The sequence below is a fragment of the Streptomyces carminius genome, from assembly GCF_002794255.1.
GTDB classification, from domain to species: Bacteria; Actinomycetota; Actinomycetes; order Streptomycetales; family Streptomycetaceae; genus Streptomyces; species Streptomyces carminius.
Map to the genome: position 1 here is coordinate 29,496 of NZ_PGGW01000070.1, position 17,542 is coordinate 47,037.

General features: G+C 74.0%; 16 protein-coding genes. 6 read left to right on the forward strand and 10 right to left on the reverse strand.

Annotated elements, in window-relative coordinates; genetic code table 11:
* Positions 1–167: 167 nt before the first annotated feature.
* The 3 genes from CUT44_RS31040 to CUT44_RS31050 form a co-directional block, all read right to left on the reverse strand.
* The gene (locus tag CUT44_RS31040) at positions 168–2,261 is read right to left on the reverse strand and encodes a PhoX family protein (RefSeq protein ID WP_100205343.1); all 2,094 of its coding nucleotides are present in this window, start codon (positions 2,259–2,261) and stop codon (positions 168–170) included.
* Positions 2,262–2,439: 178 nt separating this feature from the next.
* The gene (locus CUT44_RS31045; RefSeq protein WP_100205344.1) at positions 2,440–5,070 is read right to left on the reverse strand and encodes an FtsX-like permease family protein; all 2,631 of its coding nucleotides are present in this window, start codon (positions 5,068–5,070) and stop codon (positions 2,440–2,442) included.
* The gene (locus CUT44_RS31050; RefSeq protein WP_100205345.1) at positions 5,070–5,906 is read right to left on the reverse strand and encodes an ABC transporter ATP-binding protein; all 837 of its coding nucleotides are present in this window, start codon (positions 5,904–5,906) and stop codon (positions 5,070–5,072) included. Before CUT44_RS31050 ends, CUT44_RS31045 begins: the two co-directional genes overlap by 1 nt.
* Positions 5,907–6,097: 191 nt before the next feature.
* On the opposite strand from CUT44_RS31050, the gene metG reads away from it, so the two are divergent.
* Entirely contained in the window at positions 6,098–7,714 is a 1,617-nt protein-coding gene (gene metG, locus CUT44_RS31055) for a methionine--tRNA ligase (protein ID WP_100205346.1), read from the forward strand.
* A 101-nt stretch (positions 7,715–7,815) separates the two neighbouring features.
* On the opposite strand, the gene CUT44_RS31060 is transcribed toward metG, so the two are convergent.
* From CUT44_RS31060 to CUT44_RS31070, 4 genes are all read right to left on the reverse strand, one after another.
* Complete coding sequence (locus CUT44_RS31060) at positions 7,816–9,012, reverse strand: methyltransferase domain-containing protein (RefSeq protein ID WP_233221796.1); 1,197 nt, start codon at positions 9,010–9,012, stop codon at positions 7,816–7,818.
* The gene (locus tag CUT44_RS34370) at positions 9,009–9,350 is read right to left on the reverse strand and encodes a hypothetical protein (RefSeq protein ID WP_233221797.1); all 342 of its coding nucleotides are present in this window, start codon (positions 9,348–9,350) and stop codon (positions 9,009–9,011) included. The genes CUT44_RS31060 and CUT44_RS34370 overlap by 4 nt, the downstream gene beginning before the upstream one ends.
* On the reverse strand, positions 9,323–9,976 hold the full coding sequence (locus CUT44_RS31065) for an MvdC/MvdD family ATP grasp protein (protein WP_233221798.1): 654 nt from the start codon (positions 9,974–9,976) through the stop codon (positions 9,323–9,325). Before CUT44_RS31065 ends, CUT44_RS34370 begins: the two co-directional genes overlap by 28 nt.
* 73 nt (positions 9,977–10,049) lie before the next feature.
* Positions 10,050–10,382, reverse strand: a complete 333-nt coding sequence (locus CUT44_RS31070; RefSeq protein WP_199185913.1) for a hypothetical protein — start codon at positions 10,380–10,382, stop codon at positions 10,050–10,052.
* Between the two features lie 444 nt (positions 10,383–10,826).
* On the opposite strand from CUT44_RS31070, the gene CUT44_RS31075 reads away from it, so the two are divergent.
* Both CUT44_RS31075 and CUT44_RS31080 read left to right on the forward strand, forming a co-directional pair.
* Positions 10,827–11,363: an RNA polymerase sigma factor gene (locus tag CUT44_RS31075; RefSeq protein ID WP_100205347.1), complete on the forward strand. Its 537-nt coding sequence runs from the start codon at positions 10,827–10,829 to the stop codon at positions 11,361–11,363.
* Between the two features lies 1 nt (position 11,364).
* Entirely contained in the window at positions 11,365–12,009 is a 645-nt protein-coding gene (locus CUT44_RS31080) for a hypothetical protein (protein ID WP_100205348.1), read from the forward strand.
* Positions 12,010–12,078: 69 nt separating this feature from the next.
* Here the strand turns inward: CUT44_RS31080 and CUT44_RS31085 are convergent, their stop codons facing one another.
* A complete protein-coding gene (locus tag CUT44_RS31085; protein ID WP_100205349.1) occupies positions 12,079–12,756 on the reverse strand; it encodes a TetR/AcrR family transcriptional regulator in 678 nt (225 codons plus the stop codon).
* Positions 12,757–12,859: 103 nt separating this feature from the next.
* Between CUT44_RS31085 and CUT44_RS31090 the strand changes: the two genes are divergently transcribed.
* The 3 genes from CUT44_RS31090 to CUT44_RS31100 all read left to right on the forward strand — a co-directional run bounded on the left by CUT44_RS31090 (position 12,860) and on the right by CUT44_RS31100 (position 15,605).
* A complete protein-coding gene (locus CUT44_RS31090; RefSeq protein WP_100205350.1) occupies positions 12,860–13,804 on the forward strand; it encodes a DMT family transporter in 945 nt (314 codons plus the stop codon).
* A gap of 297 nt (positions 13,805–14,101) precedes the next feature.
* Positions 14,102–14,944, forward strand: a complete 843-nt coding sequence (locus tag CUT44_RS31095) for an ANTAR domain-containing protein (protein ID WP_100205351.1) — start codon at positions 14,102–14,104, stop codon at positions 14,942–14,944.
* Positions 14,945–15,197: 253 nt separating this feature from the next.
* The gene (locus tag CUT44_RS31100; protein WP_100205352.1) at positions 15,198–15,605 is read left to right on the forward strand and encodes a VOC family protein; all 408 of its coding nucleotides are present in this window, start codon (positions 15,198–15,200) and stop codon (positions 15,603–15,605) included.
* A 127-nt stretch (positions 15,606–15,732) separates the two neighbouring features.
* On the opposite strand, the gene CUT44_RS31105 is transcribed toward CUT44_RS31100, so the two are convergent.
* Entirely contained in the window at positions 15,733–16,953 is a 1,221-nt protein-coding gene (locus CUT44_RS31105) for an RNA-guided endonuclease InsQ/TnpB family protein (RefSeq protein ID WP_100200528.1), read from the reverse strand.
* A complete protein-coding gene (tnpA, locus tag CUT44_RS31110; RefSeq protein ID WP_102248709.1) occupies positions 16,950–17,378 on the reverse strand; it encodes an IS200/IS605 family transposase in 429 nt (142 codons plus the stop codon). The genes CUT44_RS31105 and tnpA overlap by 4 nt, the downstream gene beginning before the upstream one ends.
* Between the last annotated feature and the right edge of the window lie 164 nt (positions 17,379–17,542).

A 17,542-nucleotide genomic window follows, 5' to 3' on the forward strand; every position in this document is an offset into this window, starting at 1 on the left:
GGCGGCGGTTCGGCGGGGGACGGGAGCCCGGCCCGGCAGGCGGCCCGCCGCGCGGAAAGCGCCGCCGCCCCGCCCGGGAACGGGCGGGGCGGCGGCGTCCGTACGGGGGGACACACCCGCACGAGAGGGGAGGGTGGGGAAAGGAGGACGGGAAGGCGGGCAGGGCGTCAGACGCCGATGTCCCGGCCGTCCCGGCGCCAGACGGCGACGACCGACGGGCGGACGGCCCGGCCCGGCCCGTCGGGCCAGGCGGAGGCGGGCTGCTCGTAGCTGGCGCCGTCCACCTCGCCCGGGTGCTGGACGGCGACCAGCACCCGGCGGTCCTGGACGATCGGGCCGCAGGTCTCGGCACCGGTGGGCACCGTCAGGAACTGCCGTACCTCACCGCGCCGTTCGCCGGTGGTGGCGACGCCGAACAGGCCGTCGTGCGAGCCGAGCGCGTTGCCGTCGGTGGAGATCCACAGGTTGCCGAAGGTGTCGAAGGCGAGGTTGTCCGGGCAGGAGATCGGGCTGACCCGGTCCTTGGGGAAGCCCGCGAAGTAGGTGGCGGGGTCCTCCGGGTCGCCGCAGACCAGGAACAGCCGCCAGGCGAAGGTGTCCGCGGCCGGGTCGCTCCGGCGCTCGGCCAGCTCCAGGACGTGGCCGTGCTTGTTGGCGTTGCGCGGGTTGGCCTCGTCCGCGAGCGGGTTGCCGTCCGTGCCGCGGCGGGAGTTGTTGGTCAGCGCGACGTAGACGCGGCCGGTGCGCGGGCTGGGCTCGACGTCCTCGGGACGGTCCATCTTGGTGGCGCCGACCTTGTCGGCGGCCAGCCGGGTGAAGACGTAGACCTCCTCGGCCGTCATGCCGGGGACGTGCGAGACGTCGCCGGTGGCCAGCGGGATCCACCGGCCGGTGCCGTCGAACTCGCCGTCGGAGGGGAGGTCCCCGGCGCCGAAGGTCTGGTCGGCGGCGCTGTCGCCGGTCAGCTTCGCGACGTACAGGGTGCCCTCGTCGAGCAGGGTGAGGTTGTGCTCGCGGGCGCGGCGGCTGCCGCCGCGCATCATCCGCCGGCTGGAGACGAACTTGTAGAAGTAGTCGAAGCGCTCGTCGTCGCCCATGTAGACCACCGGGCGGCCGTCGGCGGTCAGCCGCGGCTGGGCCGCCTCGTGCTTGAAGCGGCCGAGCGCGGTGCGCTTGCGCGGGACGGAGTGCGGGTCGTACGGGTCGACCTCGACGACCCAGCCGAAGCGGTTGGCCTCGTTGGGCTCCTTGGACAGGTCGAAGCGGTCGTCGAACCGCTCCCACTTGCGGTCCGAGGCGCCGCCGGTCATGCCGTAGCGCTTCAGCCGCGCCCTGGTGTCCGGGTCGGCGACGGCGTCGGCGTGGGCGAAGTACTGGTTGAAGTTCTCCTCGGCGGACAGCGCCGTGCCCCAGGGGGTCGTGCCGCCCGCGCAGTTGTTGAGGGTGCCCAGCACCTTCCGGCCGGTGCGGTCGGCGGAGGTCCGCAGCAGCTCGCTGCCGGCGGCCGGGCCGGTGAGGCGGAACTCACTGGTGGCGGTGAAGCGGCGGTTGAGGTGGTGGCGGGGGACGGCGGTGAGGCGACCGGTGCGGCGCTCCTCCTGCACCACCACGACGGACAGGCCGTGCGCGGCCCAGGCGATCTCGACCTGCTCGCGGGTGGGGTCGTCCTCGTCGTACCCGGGGAACATCAGCTGCTCGTCGGTGTACTCGTGGTTGGCGAAGAGGACCTGCCGGCCGCGCTCGCCGGGCAGCGGCAGCAGGGTGAGGTAGTCGTTGTTGTAGCCGAACTGCCCGGCCTGCGCCTTGGCGCTCTGCCGGTCCGGGTCGAAGGCGGGGGCGCCGCGCAGGATGGGGTCGCCCCAGCGGATGACGACGTTCTGGGCGTAGCCCTCGGGGACGGTCACCGCGTCGGCGGTGTTCGGCGCGACAGGGGTGAAGCGCAGACCGCGCGCGGGGCGGTTCTTCCCGCGCCCCTTGTCCCAGCCCTTGTCCCAGTCCTTGCCGTGTCCCGGGACGGCCGCGGCCGCGGGGTCCGGCCGGCCGCCGAGTACGGCCGCTCCGGCGGCGGCCGCCACCCCGGCCGCGGCGCCGGCGCGCAGCACCGAGCGGCGGGAGAGGGCCTCGGCGATGATGTCGCCCGCGTACTCGTTGCCGCTGGTGTTGGGCACCTCGTGGAAGCAGGCGTCGCCGCAGCGGTAGCGACAGGTGAGGGCGGATCTCCCGCCCGGGTGTGTACCGATCAGCGGCAGCAGCTTGCGCATGGTCCCCTCCGTATTTCCCATGTCCGTGCAGCTCAGGACGGTATGGGCGCGGATGTGACGGGGGACGACCGCTCGGTGAACGGGAGGGGACCGGGGCCGTAAGGATGGTTGACGTGGGCAACCGTCCTTACGGCCCGGATACGTGCCGTGGCGCTCGGTCGGTGATCCGGCCGGCGGCTCAGTCGGCGACCGCCGCCGCGGCGGCCGGCCGGACCCGCAGCGCCTTCCAGGTCGGCACCAGGGTGGCGGCCAGGGTGAGCACCGCGGCCGTCCCCACCACCAGCCCGTAGATCCACACCGGGCCGGCCGGCACCGGGCTGCCCGTCAGCGCGAAGCTGAACGGGACCAGCGAGGTCAGCGCGGCGACGGTGCCGAGCCCCGCCCCGATCGCCACCGTCAGCAGCGCCTCGACGGTCATCATCCGCAGCACCTGGGCGCGGGTGGCGCCGGACAGCCGCTGGAGACCGAACTCGCGGCGCCGGTCGTTCACCGAGACCACCAGGGTGTTGACGAAGGCCAGCGCGGTGTATCCGGCGATCACGGCCGCCGCCAGGTAGTTGACCCATGCCTGGGTCTGAAGCTGCCGGGTGTTCTCCCTGATCAGGGCGGCCCGGTCGGCGACGACGAGCTCGGGGTGGTCCTCGGCCAGGGCGGCGAGGTTGGCGGTGAGCCGCTCGTCCGGCACCCCCTCCGCGGCGCGCACCAGGATCTGCTGCGGCTGCCCGCCCGTGGTGTGCCCGGCGAGCAGGTCGGCCGGGGCGAGGGCGGCCTGGCCGCCCCGCCGGTTCTCGAAGAGGGCGACGACCCGAAGATCCACGGCGGCGCGGTCGCCCAGCCGCACCCGGATCGTGTCGCCCACACCGCGCTCCATGTGCCCGGCGGCCGCCTCGGGCAGCGCGACCGTACGGCCGCGCAGCTCCGCCAGGCTGCCCTCGGTGACGGTGACGGCCGTGGTCCGCTCCGCCGCCTCGGGGCTGACGCCCTGGAGCGGCAGTTCCGCCGTGCCGGTGGTGAGCCCGTCCAGCTCGCCGGGGAGGGGCTTCTCGACGTATCCGGCGGTGGTGACGTACGCACCGGCCGCGGCCACGCCCTCGGTCCGCCGCACGGACTCCAGCAGCTCAGGCGTCACCCCGCCCGCCGCGGTGCCCACCACGGCGTCGGCGCGCAGGTTGCCGGTGAAGGCGTCCTTGCCCGCCTGGACCTGGGTGGTCTGGATGTAGACGTTGCCGACGGTCACACCGGTGGCCAGCATGATCGGCACGACGACGGCCGCCATCCGGATACGGCGGGCGTGCGCGTTGAGCAGGGCCAGCCCGCCGCCGACGCCGGTCAGCAGCCGCACCGGCCCGTCCAGGAGCCGCAGCGCCCACCGGGTGACGGCCGGGCCCAGCAGTGCCAGGCCGACGACCATGACGAACACCGCCGGGCCCGCGGCCACGGCGCCGACCATCCCCTGGCCCAGCACCAGGCTGAGCACGCCCAGGACGACGGGGATGACCAGACAGACGATCCCGGAGCCGATCCGCCACGGCCCCGCCCAGCGCCGCTGGAGCGACGCCTCGGCGAGCGCCTCCACCGGCCGGACCCGCACCGCGCGCCGCGCGCCCAGCCAGCCGCCCAGCACCGCGGTGAGCAGCAGCGCACCGGCCGCCACCACCGCCGGGAGCCAGCCCAGCCGGTACCCGACCGCGTCCGAGGCCACCCCCAGGCCGACCAGCCGGCCGTACAGCCACTCGCCCAGCAGCGGGCCCGCGACCATCGCCAGCGCGGCGGCGGGCACCGCCACCAGCAGCGTCTCGCCGAGCAGCATCCTGCGGAGCTGGCCCGGGGTGCCGCCGGTCGCCCGCAGCAGCGCGAACTCCCGCTGCCGCTGCCGCACCGACAGCCCGATGGTGGCGGAGACGGTGAAGACCGCGATCATGGTGACCAGCCCGCCGAAGGAACCGGCCAGCGCGACCAGGACCGTTCCACTGGGGAGCACCGACAGGTCCTCGGCCTGGCCGCGCTCACCACCGGTGAGCACCTTCACCGGCGCGGCGCCGGACAGTCCGCCGAGCGCGTCGGCGATCCGGTCCGCGAGCGCGCCGGGGTCGGTGCCGTCCGCCGCGACCACCGCGACGGCGGACACGGCGGGCGACAGGCCGGCGGCGTGCGCGTCGGTGAAGAAGACGGTGTTCCGGGGGGTCTGCGGCGCATCACCGGCGGCGGGCTCGGCGAGGCCGCTCACCCGGTAGACGCGCGAGGTGCCCCGCGCCGCGATCCGCACCTCGTCACCGGCGCGCACACCCTGGGCGCGGGCGGTACGGGCGTCGAGCACCACCTCGCCGGAGGCGCCGGGCGCCCGCCCGCCGGAGGTCAGCTCGTACGGGGTCAGGGCGGCCGACGACCAGCCGAGGCCGGTCAGTCCCGCCACGCCCTTCGCGCCGTCGAGCAGGGCGGCCTCGACGGTGTGCTCGGCGACGACCGTCCCCGCCCCGTCGACCGACCGCACCGCACCGGCGGCCCGCTCGTCCACCGGCACCCGCTCGGGCAGCACGACCGTCTCGCCGAGGCCTTCGAGGTCCTCCCCGAAGCCGTCGAGCTCGCCCTCCGAGGAGGCCAGTCGCTCGACCGGCGGCTGGTAGGAGCGGTCCCCGACCACCACCACGTCCGCCCGGACCAGCCGCTTCGGGTCCGCGTCGCCGCGCAGCCCGGTCTCCATCAGCCCGCCGCAGGCCATCACGATGGCGGTGCCGACGAGCAGCGCCAGGAAGGTGGCGACGTTCGCGCTCTTGTGGTGCCGCAGCATCCGCAGTGCCAGGTCCGTCATCAGAACGCGCCCCCCGCCCGCTGCCGCTCCTGCTGACCGGCCTGCCGCGCCTGCTCGCCCCAGGCGCCCAGGGAGGTCATGCGCTCGGCGACCGCGTCGGCGGTCGGGGCGCGCATCTCGTCCACCAGCCGCCCGTCGGCCAGGAACAGCACCCGGTCGGCGTACGAGGCGGCCACCGGGTCGTGGGTGACCATCACCACCGTCTGCCCCGCCCCGTCCACCGCGTTCCGCAGCAGGGTGAGCACCTCGGCGGCGGTACGGGTGTCCAGCGCGCCGGTCGGCTCGTCGCCGAAGAGCACGGCGGGCCGCACGACCAGCGCGCGGGCGATGGCGACGCGCTGCTGCTGGCCGCCGGAGAGCTGGGCGGGCAGGTGGCGGGCCCGGTCGGCGAGCCCGACCTGCGCCAGCGTCTCGGCGACCAGCGCGCCGTCGGCGCGGCGCCCGGAGAACCGCAGCGGCAGGGTCACGTTCTGCTCGACGGTGAGGGCGGGCAGCAGGTTGAAGGCCTGGAAGACGAAGCCGATCCGCTCGCGGCGCAGCTTCGTCAGCTCGGTCTCGCTCATCGAGGCCAGGTCCCGCCCCTCCAGCTCGACCCGTCCGGAGGTGGGCCGGTCCAGCCCGGCGGCGCAGTGCAGGAAGGTGGACTTGCCGGAGCCGGAGGGACCCATGAGGGCGGTGAAGGTGCCGGGCGCGAAGCCGGCGCTCACCCCGTCGAGGGCGGCGACGGCCGCGTCGTCCTTCCCGTAGCGGCGGTGCACGTCCGCCAGCCGCAGCGCCCACGCGCCCCGCCCGGCGTCCCCGGCGCCCCCGCCCGTGACGGCGTCTTCCCTGCTCATGGCCGCTCCCCGATTCCTGGTGCTCATGTACTCGACCCTAGGAATCCGCGGGGTGTCCGCCCATGGGCCCAGACGGCGGATCGCGGGTACAGCCTGCACCACCCCCCGGCCGTCCGCCTCCGTCCCGCACGGACGGTGTGCGGCCGATATGCGGGCGATCCGGCGAGGTGCGGGCCGTTAGGATTTCTTCCATGGCGGCCACTGGAGAAGAGCAGCAGGGGGCGAAGGCGTTCTACGTCACGACCCCCATCTACTACGTCAACGACGCTCCGCACCTGGGCCACGCCTACACGACCGTCGCAGGCGACGTGCTCACCCGCTGGCACCGCCAGCGCGGCGAGAAGGTGTGGTACCTCACCGGCACGGACGAGCACGGTCAGAAGATCATGCGCACCGCCGAGGCGAACGGGGTCTCCCCCCAGGAGTGGTGCGACAGGCTCGTGGAGGAGGCGTGGAAGCCCCTCTGGGAGCACCTGGAGATCGCCAACGACGACTTCATCCGCACCACGCAGGAGCGGCACACCGCCCGCGTCCAGGAGTTCGTGCAGGACCTGTACGACAAGGGTGAGATCTACCAGGGCTCGTACGAGGGCCCGTACTGCGTGGGCTGCGAGGAGTACAAGGCCCCCGGCGACCTGCTGGACGGCGAGGGGGAGTGGGCGGGCCAGAAGCTCTGCCCCGTTCACAAGAAGCCGGTGGACCTCCTCAAGGAGGAGAACTACTTCTTCAAGCTCTCCGAGTACGGGCCGAAGCTGCTGGAGCACTACGAGCGGCACCCGGAGTTCATCCAGCCCGAGTCGGCGCGCAACGAGGTCGTGAGCTTCGTCCGGCAGGGCCTGGAGGACCTGTCGATCTCCCGCTCCACCTTCGACTGGGGCGTGAAGGTCCCCTGGGACGACAAGCACGTCATCTACGTGTGGATCGACGCCCTGCTGAACTACGCCACCGCCGTCGGCTACGGCTCGGACCAGGCGAAGTTCGAGGAGACCTTCCCCGCGGACGTGCATCTGGTGGGCAAGGACATCCTCCGCTTCCACGCGGTGATCTGGCCCGCGATGCTGATGGCGCAGGGCCTGCCGCTGCCGGGGAAGGTCGCCGCGCACGGCTGGCTGATGGTCGGCGGCGAGAAGATGAGCAAGTCCAACCTGACGGGCATCAAGCCGCAGGACCTCACCGGGCACTTCGGTGTGGACGCCTACCGCTGGTACTTCCTGCGCGGCATCCAGTTCGGCCAGGACGGCTCCTTCTCCTGGGAGGACTTCTCCGTCCGCTACACCAGTGAGCTGGCCAACGACTACGGCAACCTCGCCTCGCGCGTGGCGGCCATGGTCAACAAGTACTTCGACGGCGCGCTGCCGGAGGCGAAGGGCGCGGGCGAGGCCGAGCAGGCGGTCCGGGACGGCCTGGCGAAGGCCGTCGCCGAAGCCGACCGGCGCATCGGCGACGAGCTGGACTTCTCCGGCGGCATCCTGGCGGTCTTCGACTTCGTCAAGCAGGTCAACGGCTACCTCACCGAGCAGCAGCCGTGGAAGGTCGCCAAGGACACCTCGCCCGAGGCGCAGGAGCGGCTGGCGACGATCCTCTACACCGCCGCCGAGTCGCTGCGCGCCTGCGCCGTCCTGCTCAACCCGGTGATGCCGCGCACCTCCCAGCTCCTGTGGGACTCCCTGGGCGCGGAGGCCCCGCTGGGCCCCCTGGCCGAACAGCGCGTCCAGGACGCCGCCCGCTGGGGGCAGCTCCCGGCGGGCTCGACGGTGACGAAGGGCGCGGTGCTCTTCCCGCGCCTGGAGGAGCCGAAGGACGCGTAGACGCGTAGGACGCTTCCGCGCGTGCGCGGCGTCCGGGCCACGGCGGTGAACACCGCCGTGGCCCGGACGCGCTGTGCGGTGCTGCCTCGGGGCGGTGCGGGTCACAGGTCCCAGTGGTGCGTACGGCCGCCGGGGGCGGTGTAGGCGAGGGTCTGGCCGTGCGGGCCGACGCGGACGGTGAACCACTCGCGGCGGGGCCGGTGCAGCGCCCGCCACCGCTCGTACGCGCGCTCGACGGGTGCCCACAGGTCCCGGGGGCCAAAGACGGTGACGGCCGCGCCGGGGCGCCCGCCGTGGTCGGTCACCCGGGTGCGGGAGCCGTCGCCGGGGTCGTACAGCACGGTGGTGTGCGCGCCGCCGCCGGTGTGCCGGTACGCGCGTTCGGTGTCCGGACCCAGGTGGAGCTGGGCGAAGAAGGAGAACGTCCAGTCGTCCAGCACCCGCCCGGACAGCGGTGAGTCGCGGTGCCGTCCGTCCGCCGCCGTCCCCGGGTCGTCCGCCGCCCCCCGCGCGCCCGCGCCGGGCGGGAGCAGCGGCATGAAGGCCGCCGGGGTGTGCAGGAGGTGCCCGGCGGCCGTGCCGTCCGGGAGCTTCGTCAGCCGGGCCAGCACCCCACCGGCCAGCGTCCCCTTGAGGGGCACCACCAGCAGCCCGTCCACCGCGCACCGGTCGAGCCAGGCGGCGGGCACCCGCCGCACCGAGCAGGTGGCGATGACGCGGTCGAACGACGCGTGGCCGGGTACGCCCGCCGCGCCGTCGGCCGTACGCACCACCGGCGCCGGACCCAGCGCGCCCAGCCGTTCCCGGGCCGCGGCGACGAGGCGTTCGGAGGTGTCCACGGTCACGACGTTCTCCGCCCCGGCGAGGCGGCACAGCAGCGCGGCGTTGCAGCCCGTCCCCGTGCCGATCTCCAGCACCCGTGTGCCCGGTTCCACGTCGAGGGCGTCGAGCATGTCGGCCATCAGGCTTGGCGCGGTCGAGGACGAGGTGGGCACGCCCGTGACGGGTTCCGGTCCCGCGTCCTCGGCGTGCAGGCCGTCCACCTCGGTGATGAGGGAGTCGTCCGCGTAGACCTGGGCCGCCCACGCCGCGAGGCCGCCGTCCGGGCGGGGCCAGGGGACGAAGCGCTCCCCGTCCCGGCGGTAGAACACCGGGACGAACGGGTGGCGCGGCACGTTCAGGAAGGCCTCCGCGAGCCGGGAGGACAGGACGGTGCCGCCCTCGTCCATCCGCCGCACCAGACCCACCCGCGCCTCGGTGAGGATGCGCTCCTCCTCGGCGTCCTCGGCCGCTCTCACATCCCTTTCCCTTCCAGCCAGTCGGCGACGGCGGCCGTGATCGGCAGCCCCGTCGCCTGTTCCACGAATCCGAACTGCCCGCTCGGGTTCACCTCCGGAAAGCACCACTCACCGCCGGGCGTGACGGCGAAGTCGAACGCGCCGTAGGGCAGATCCAGCCGGTCCAGCGTCCGGCGCACCCCGGCGGCCACCGCCGGGGGCGGCTCGCACACCCGGTAGCGGTGGCTGCCGTAGTCGCTGCGCCAGTCCACGCGTCCGGCCGGCGAGTCCGTGTGGATCTCCGCGGCGAAGAGCCGCCCGCCGACGGCCGTCAGCCGCACCTCGTACGCCTTGGGCACCCACTCCTGGAACAGGTGTGCCGTGGTGGCGATGTCCGGATGCGACAGGTGCTCGGCGCGGACGACGCTGGTGTACACCGCCACCGTCCGCCCGCCGACCGTCCCGCGCACGGGCGTGAACGGCTTGTGCACCAGCGGCCCGCCCACCGTCTCGCCAACTCCCGTGCCGCGGCCGGGTCGTTGGTGATCAGCGTGCGCGGGACGGTCAGCCCGGCCTCGGCGGCGACGCGCAGTTGCAGCGGCTTGTACTCGGCGTCGGCCGCCCGGCCCGGGGGCGGGAGCCACCGGGCCGGGAGTGCCGCGAGCAGCCCGCCGAAGCCCCGGCGCGCCTCGCGCTCCGCCACCCGGCGCGCGTCCGGCGACATGTCGGGCGGAAACCGCGGGCGGGTGGGGCGGCGGTAGTAGACGGAGCGCACGGCCCGCAGGTCCAGGGTCCGGCGCTCGGTGCGGAGCGTGCCGTGCCAGGCCCCGCCGGTGAAGTCGGCGGCCAGCGCCAGCCGCAGCGGGAAGTCCGCCAGATCGGTGCGGAAGACGGGGACGGCGCGCCGGTTCAGTTCCCCGACCACCAGGTCGGCGGTGGGGTCGAAGCGGCCCGCCAGCACCAGGACGGTCCCGGCCGCCGTCATGGGTCGTCGTCCGTCATGGGTGGTCCGTCACGGGTCGCCGGTCCCGGTCTGCGGTCGTCACGGTGGCCGGGCGTCAGTCGTCACTCGGCCCCGGGTCGTCCGGGGCGTCCAGTTGCCCGGCGGGCTCGGTGGGCCCGTAGGTCTTGGGCGGGTTCTTCGTCATGAACACCCCCGGGGGAAGCCCCTGATAGGTGCCGGTCTGCGTCTCCTCGTCGTACTCGACATCGCCCGGCAGTACGCCGCCCGTCCCGCGGGCGACGGTGAGGAACCGGAACGCGAGCGGCGCCGGGCCGCGGTGACCGGTCAGATCCGGCAGAGCCGGTGCCGTACCCCGGTCCAGCGGGAATCTGTCCTCCGGCCGGTCCAGGGCGAGTCCCGCCCCGGCGGGCCCGTCCAATGCTGCCATGCCCATGACGTGACCTTCCCCTCGGTGAGAAAAGCGTCCCCCGCACTGATCACCGCACCCGTCACGGCCCCGGCCCGGGTGGAAGACAGGATCCCGGAGACGGAGAACCGCCGGCCCTCCGCACGGCGGAATGTCCCCCGAGTGGGTTTCTCCGTCCGGCGGTGTCCGGGGGCCGGGTTTCCGGCCATGGTGCGGTCGGTGTCGAGGAGTTGTGCGGACAGGCGGTAGCGCAGTCCGTCCCCGTCGGGTGCCGGCGACGGGCTGGAGGAGCGGTCGGCCGGACGGGACGCCGCCGGGCTGGTCGCGGAGCTGAAGGCCGCGCGGCCCGGCGACGCGCGGCGGACGGTTCGCGGCCACCGCGGCGGGGAGTGCCCTGCCGCCCCCGGCCCGGATGAACGTTTCCGGGGGCGGCTCCGTCGTCAGGGAAACGAGGAAGGGCTGCGGATGGACGGATGGCGCGGCGGGCGGTCCGCGGCGGACGGCCCGCCGGCCTCGGAGGAGGCCTTCGGCACCGCCCGCGTACGGGCGGTGCTCCTGATGGGCGGGCTGCCCTGGGACGAGCTCGACGACGGAGTGCAGCAGGTCCGGCTGAAGCTGCTGGAGGAGCGGGCCAGGCCGGACCGGCCCGGGATCCGCGACCGGGACGCCTGGCTGGCGGTGGTCGCCTCCCGGGTGGCGATCGACTGGCACCGCCGCAGGACCAGGGAGACGGGGCTGCGTGAACGGCTGGCCGCCCGCTGGTCGCGGCGCCCCCCGGCCGACCACCCCCAGGAGCACCGGGCCCTGGCACTGACGGTGGCGGACGGCCTGGAACGCCTGACGGCGGCACAGCGCCAGGTGCTGGTGCTGCGGTACTACGCCGACCTGCCCGTGCGTGACATCGCCCGGCTGCTGGACGTTCCCGAGGGCACGGTCAAGAGCCGGATCCACCTGGCCGTCGCGGCCCTGCGGACCGTACTGCGCGACATGGAGGCGATCTGAAGTGCCCGAGACACCTGACGCGGTGGAGCCGACCCGGCGGGAGGAGGAACGACTGCGGCTGGCCCTCGGGATGATCGGCGACGAGGCCGGGCGGCCGGAGCCCCCCGCGCCGCACACCGCACGCCGAACGGCCGTGTGGCGACGGCCCGGTGTGCTCGCCGGGGCGCTGGGCACGGCGGCGGCCGTCTCCGCGCTCCTGCTGGTTCTCGGCCCACCGGGCGGGGCCGGCTCGTCCGGCTCCGGGGGGCCCGGCCGGGAGGGGGCCGGACAGGGACAGACCTACCAGGAGTACATCGCCTGTGCCCGGATGATCGCCGACGCCGGCATCGCCGACGTGCGCCGGTCCCCGGAGGAGGGGAGGCTGCTGGTCACCCTGGACGTCCGGGAGTGGATCAAGCCCGCGAGCGGCGCCGAGCGCGTCGAACTCGACGTGGTGGACCCGTCGGTGGCGGGCGTCGGCGAGCCGTGGCGCGAGGGGCGGCGCGCGCTGGTCGTGGTGCCGACCCGCGACGACCTGGCGGCCGACGTGTTCACCGGCGACGCCCTGGCGGACCAGCGCGAACAGCTCGAGTACTACCTGCCCCGGGCGGCGGGCACCGAGTGCCCGTCCCATTGGAAGAACCCGCCTCGGGAAACGGCGCGCTGAGCGGCGGCACGGTGCGCTCGCCGGGGGCGCGGTGGCGGGCCGCGGCGCCGGTCGGGCGGGCGGCGGCCGTCACCCGGGCGTCCCCGCCGTCCCCGCCGCCTCCGCCGCCGTGGGCGTGACGGGCCGGTAAAGGCCCTCCAGCACACGCTCCGCCTGCTCCCGCGCACGGCGGAAGGGCTCGGGGAGGACGCGCAGACCGTGGGCGACGAGTGCGCCCTCGTGCAGCAGCATCAGGGCGTGCCCCGCGTCCCGGGCCGCACCGGCGCCGTCGGCCGTCCCGCCCGTCCCGGCCGCGACCTCGCGGGCGAGGTCCGTGAACAGCGCGAGCATCCAGCGCTTCTGGCCCGTGATGACGGCGTACGCCGGATGGGACGGGTCGCTGATCTCGGCATGGGCGTTGACCATGCCGCACCCCTTGGAGTTGTTCTCCCGCGCCCACCGGCGCGACGCGTCGAAGACGGCCAGGAGGCGCGCCGCCGGGTCGCCGTCCGGCGCGGCCGAGTCGAGGAAGCCGGCCAGGAACTCCCGCCAGCGTTCGTCGCGGGCCGCGAGGTACTCCACGACGATCTGCTCCTTGGAACCGAACCGGTCGTAGATCGTCTTCTTCGCCACCCCGGCCTCGGCGGCGATCAGATCCACTCCGACGGCGTGGATCCCCCGCTCGTAGAAGAGCCGCTCCGCCGCCTTCAGAACCCTTGCCGCGGCGGGTGTCAGCGTGATGCGCCGCGGCTGCGTTCCGTTCTCCATGCCCCGATAGTAGACCGATCTGTATACTCATGACGAGTAGACCGATCTGTATACAGCAGTCCGGTGCGCCGACGGGCCGGTCTGCCCGGCGGAGGGACCAGCGTTGAAAGCCCTGCTCTCGGTCGCGCTCGTGCTGAGCTGGAGCTCCGGCTTCATCGGCGCCAAGCTGGGGACGGGGAGCGCCCCCGCGGCCACCCTCCTGATGTGGCGCTTCCTGCCGCTGACCGTCGTGCTGGCCGCCGTGTCCGTCCTCCTCACCAGGAACGCCTGGCGGGGGATGACGGCGGGTGTCCTGGGCAGGCAGGCGGTGATCGGCCTGCTGTCCCAGAGCGCCTACCTGTTCACCGTCTACTACGCGATCCAGCTCGGTGTCTCCAGCGGCACCACCGCCCTGATCGACGGCATCCAGCCGCTCGTCGCCGGGGCGCTCGCCGGTCCCCTGCTGCGGCAGTACGTCTCACGCGGGCAGTGGTTCGGCCTGTGGCTGGGGGTGGGCGGCGCCGCCCTGGTCGCGACCGCCGACGCCGCCGCGGGCAGCGGGGCGGCCTGGTGGGCCTACCTGGTGCCGTTCCTCGGCATGCTCTCGCTGGTGGCGGCGACCTTCCTCCAGGAGCGCTCCCGCCGGCGGGTCGCCCCCGCCGTGTCGATGACCGTGCACTGCGCCACCAGCACCGTCCTGTTCACCGCCCTCGCGGTGGGGACCGGCTCCGCGGTCCCGCCGGCGGATCCCTCGTTCTGGTTCGCGGTCGGCTGGCTCGCCGCCGTGGCCACCTTCGTCGCCTACGGGCTGTACTGGCTGCTCCTCAGGCGCTCGGGGGTCACGCAGGTCAACACCCTCATGTTCCTCATGGCCCCGGTCACGGCCGTGTGGGGGGCCGCCGCCTTCGGCGAGCCCTTCGGCCCCCGGACCGTCCTCGGGCTGGGCATCGGACTCGCCGCCGCCCTCATCGTCCACCGCGACGGCGCGAGGAGGGCGGCCCGGGACCGCCCGACGACCGGGAGCGAGGACCGCGCGGCCGGCCGTTGCGGGGCGGTGCACCGCTCCTGACGCCGTCGCGGGGTCCCTCGGGCACCGCGGCGCGATGACCTCACGGCGGACTTTCCGGCGGACTTTCCGGCCTCCGGCCCGGCAGCCCGCCCGCCCGCGCCCACACCCGTGTGCACAAGGCGCGGGAGGACCGTTCCCGCCCGGACGGGAGGCCCGGGAGCAGCGGCCCCGGGAGCACCCGGCACGGCGGCACGTACCGCCGCCGTACGGCCCAACTCCCCCACGGGCAGGGAACTGTGAGGTATAGGACACGCAAAGGGCCGCATTGTTCGCCGGGACCCGAGCAGGGATACCCGTATGGTGCCGCCCCTCCCCCCCAGCACGAGACCAGCGGACTTCGAGGCCGTCTTCCACTCCACCGCCGCCCCCCTGCTCGTACTCGACACCGATCTGGTCATCCGGGACGTCAACCGGGCCTACGCGACCGTGACGTTCCGCGAGCGGGAGGAGCTGATCGGACAGCACGTCTTCGACGCCTTCCCCGACAACCCGCACGACCCCGGCGCGGACGGCGTGCGCAGGCTGAGCGCCTCCTTCCGCCGGGTCCTGGAGCGGGGCAGCCCGGACCCGATGCGGGTCCAGAAGTACGACGTGCCCTTCGCCGGCAGCCCGACCGGCTTCCGGGAGAAGTACTGGAGCCCGGTCAACAGCCCGCTGCCGGGCCCCGGCCTGGAGATCACCGGGCTGCTGCACCACGTCGAGGACGTCACCGGCGTCCACGAGGAACTGCTCCGCGTCGAACGCGCCTACCTGCGGACCGGGACCCCCACGGCCCGCACCCACACCGCGTCCGCCCAGCGCGGCTACGCGCGCCATCTGGCGCAGGCCGAGGACGCCGCCCGGCGCCTGGGCGAACTCCGGGCCGAGGTGGACCAGCTCCGGCGGGCGCTGCGTTCGCGGGCGGTCATCGACCAGGCCGTCGGCATCGTGCAGGCCGAGCGGCGCTGCGGCCCCGAGGACGCCTTCCAGATCCTGGTGAACATCTCCCAGCGCACCAACGTCAAGCTCCGCGACATCGCCGCCGCCCTGGTGCGCCGCGCCGAGGGCGCCCCGCCGGGAACGCTGCTGCCGGGCGAGATCCTGCCGGGCGGCACCCGCGCGCCGCGCGCCGCGCCGCGGACGCGGAGCGCGCGGCCGTAGGAACCGCGACCGCCGCCGCCACCACCGCGTGCCACGGCGCCGACGACACCGGCAACGGCTGGGGCGCTCCCGCCCCGAGGACGGTCCACACCCCGCGCCCGGTACGGCTCCGGAGCGGGGCCGGTTCCCGGGCGGGCGGAAGGCGTAGGGCCACAGGACGGGGCGGGGCGGGGCGGGACACGGGACCGAGGCGCCGGGGCGGCCGGACCCCTACGCTGCCGGGCACGCACCCACGACACCCGAAAGGGAGCCCATGCCCCTCGACGGCCGCAGTCATCTCCGTGTCGCCCGCCCGTCCCGCGGCCTCGCGGCGGCGGAACGCTTCTGGGCCCGCGGCCTGGGACTGGACGTGCTGTACCGGGCGGCGGGCGAACGGCCCGGGGAGCACGATCTGCTGATGCTGGGGTGGCCGGACGCCGCCTGGCATCTGGAGCTCGTCCACGCCCCGGGCCGGCCCGTCCTGCCGCGCCCCACCGAGGAGGACCTGCTGGTGCTCTACCTCGACGGGCCCGTCCCCGCCGAACTGGTGGCCCGGCTGACGGAGCACGGCGGCAGGCGGGTGGCGTCCCCCAACCCGTACTGGGAGCGGTGGGGCGTCACCGTCGAGGACCCGGACGGCTACCGGCTGGTGCTGTGCGAGCGCGGGTGGTCCAGCTCCTGAGGGCTTCCGGGGACTCCCGGGAGCGGTCGCCGCGCGGCGGAACAGCTCGACGGGCGCCGGAGGCGTTCGGCAGACTTCCGTCGTGACTCCACCCACGCGTAAACGCGCGGGCTTCCTGCGTCGGTGGCTAAGCCGCCGCGCAGAGGGCCAGCCCGGCCCTGTCGGAGATGTTCGAGGCGCCGACGTGGTCCGCGTTCGCGGTGAACCCACACGCCGTGCACTGGAACTTCGCTTGGGTGAGGCGGCTCTTGCCGTTCACGTGTCCGCAGCCGCCAAGGCTGGGCGGGCACGTGCGGGAGGTGTTGCGGGGGTCCACCGGGATCACGAGGCGACCGGCACTCTCAGCCTTGTTCGCCAGGATCGCGAAGAACTGTCCCCAACCCGCGTCGAGGATGCTTCGATTCAGCCCGGCCTTGGCGGCGGCACCGTTCGGGAGGAACGCGCCGTCGGTGCTGGGGCCGGGCTTGGGTGCCGGGCTCTTGGTCATCCCGGCGGTGTTCAGCCGCTCGTGTGCGATCACGTCGTTGTCGGCGACGAGCGCGCGGGCGGTCTTGTGGTGGAAGTCCAGGCGCTGCCGCCGCACCTTGGCGTGCAGCTTGGCGACCTTACGGGCGGCGGCCCGGTGGGCCTTGGTGCGCTGCCGGGTGCGCTTGGGGAACGTCGCCAGGTGCTGCTGTGCGGCGGCCAGCTCCTCAGCCACGGTGCCAAGGAAGCGCGGGTTCGGCGTGTGCTCACCCTCGGACGTGGTGAGGAAGTGCGTAACGCCCATGTCGACGCCGATGATCGCCCCGGTGGGCGGCAGCTCCTCGGCAGGCACGTTGTCGCAGGCGAGGACGACGTACCAGCGGTTCCCTTCGCGCTTGACGGTGATCGTCTTGACGCGGCCCTGTACGGGCCGGTGCTGGTGCACGCGGACGTGCCCGACACCTTGGAGACGGACGCGGGTCTGCCGGTCGTGCGGGGTGGAGTTCCAGCGACAGCCGTCGCCGTCCTTGGGGAAGGTGACGGTGTCGAAGTGACCGACGCCCTTGAACCGCGGGTAGCCCGGACTCTGGCCGGCCTTGACGCGCTTGAAGAACGCCTGGAACGCCTTGTCCAGGCGCCGCAGGGTGGCCTGCTGGGAGGAGAACGACCAGCGGCCCTGACGCTCCGGGTCGAACGCCCGGATCTCCTTGAGCTGGGCGGACTGGTCGCCGTGGCGCACGGACGTCTTCGACACGTGCCGGTAGGCGTCCCTGCGCTCCTGCAACGCGCCGTTGTACAGGGAGCAGTGGTCGGCCAGCATCTCGCCGAGCGCAACTGCCTGGCGGTTCGTGGGCCGCAGGAGGAACTTGTACGCCCGGATCACGAGCCGTCCCCCTTCTGCTTCTTCCACGGGCGTTCCCACTGGGTGTCGATGTACCGGCGAACAGTGTCTGCCGAGACAGCGCCGACCGACGCCGCGAAGTACGACGACGACCACAGCGTGGGCAGCTGTGTCTTGAGGTGCGGGAACTCCGCGCGCAGGACGCGCGAGGTGAAGCCCTTGAACTGGTTCGCGACGTATGACGCCGAGGACTTCGGGTCGTGCTTGACGAACAGGTGCACGTGGTCGGGCATGACTTCGAGTGCCACGATCTCCCACCCCCGTTCATCGGCCTTCTGGCGGATCAGTTCATCCAGGCGTGCCGCGACCCGTCCGCCGAGGACCGGGCGGCGGTACTTCGGACACCACACGATGTGGAGCCCGAGGTCGTACACGCCGCCGGAGAACCGGCGAACCTTCCTGGTCACGGTCACGCGTCGATTATATATGCGGCGCGTGTCTAACAGGGAGGTCGCGCCGTGGCCGAGGTGAACAGTGCAGATACGTGCACACAGTCGAGGTCAGAGCGGGCCAAAGAAGCAATTCCCCCACCGGCTAAAGCCGGTGGTCCCCTTGCTAGGAGGATTGATGG

Excerpts from the sequence above, each read along its gene's own strand:
- CUT44_RS31065 (WP_233221798.1), bottom strand. The coding sequence starts at position 9,976 with ATGACGGCGGCCGGGACCGTCCTGGTGCTGGCGGGCCGCTTCGACCCC.
- CUT44_RS31040 (WP_100205343.1), bottom strand. The coding sequence starts at position 2,261 with ATGCGCAAGCTGCTGCCGCTGATCGGTACACACCCGGGCGGGAGATCC.
- CUT44_RS31095 (WP_100205351.1), top strand. The coding sequence starts at position 14,102 with ATGGTGCCGCCCCTCCCCCCCAGCACGAGACCAGCGGACTTCGAGGCC.
- CUT44_RS31100 (WP_100205352.1), top strand. The coding sequence starts at position 15,198 with ATGCCCCTCGACGGCCGCAGTCATCTCCGTGTCGCCCGCCCGTCCCGC.
- metG (WP_100205346.1), top strand. The coding sequence starts at position 6,098 with ATGGCGGCCACTGGAGAAGAGCAGCAGGGGGCGAAGGCGTTCTACGTC.
- CUT44_RS31050 (WP_100205345.1), bottom strand. The coding sequence starts at position 5,906 with ATGAGCAGGGAAGACGCCGTCACGGGCGGGGGCGCCGGGGACGCCGGG.
- CUT44_RS31045 (WP_100205344.1), bottom strand. The coding sequence starts at position 5,070 with ATGACGGACCTGGCACTGCGGATGCTGCGGCACCACAAGAGCGCGAAC.
- CUT44_RS31075 (WP_100205347.1), top strand. The coding sequence starts at position 10,827 with ATGGACGGATGGCGCGGCGGGCGGTCCGCGGCGGACGGCCCGCCGGCC.
- CUT44_RS31085 (WP_100205349.1), bottom strand. The coding sequence starts at position 12,756 with ATGGAGAACGGAACGCAGCCGCGGCGCATCACGCTGACACCCGCCGCG.
- CUT44_RS31070 (WP_199185913.1), bottom strand. The coding sequence starts at position 10,382 with ATGGCAGCATTGGACGGGCCCGCCGGGGCGGGACTCGCCCTGGACCGG.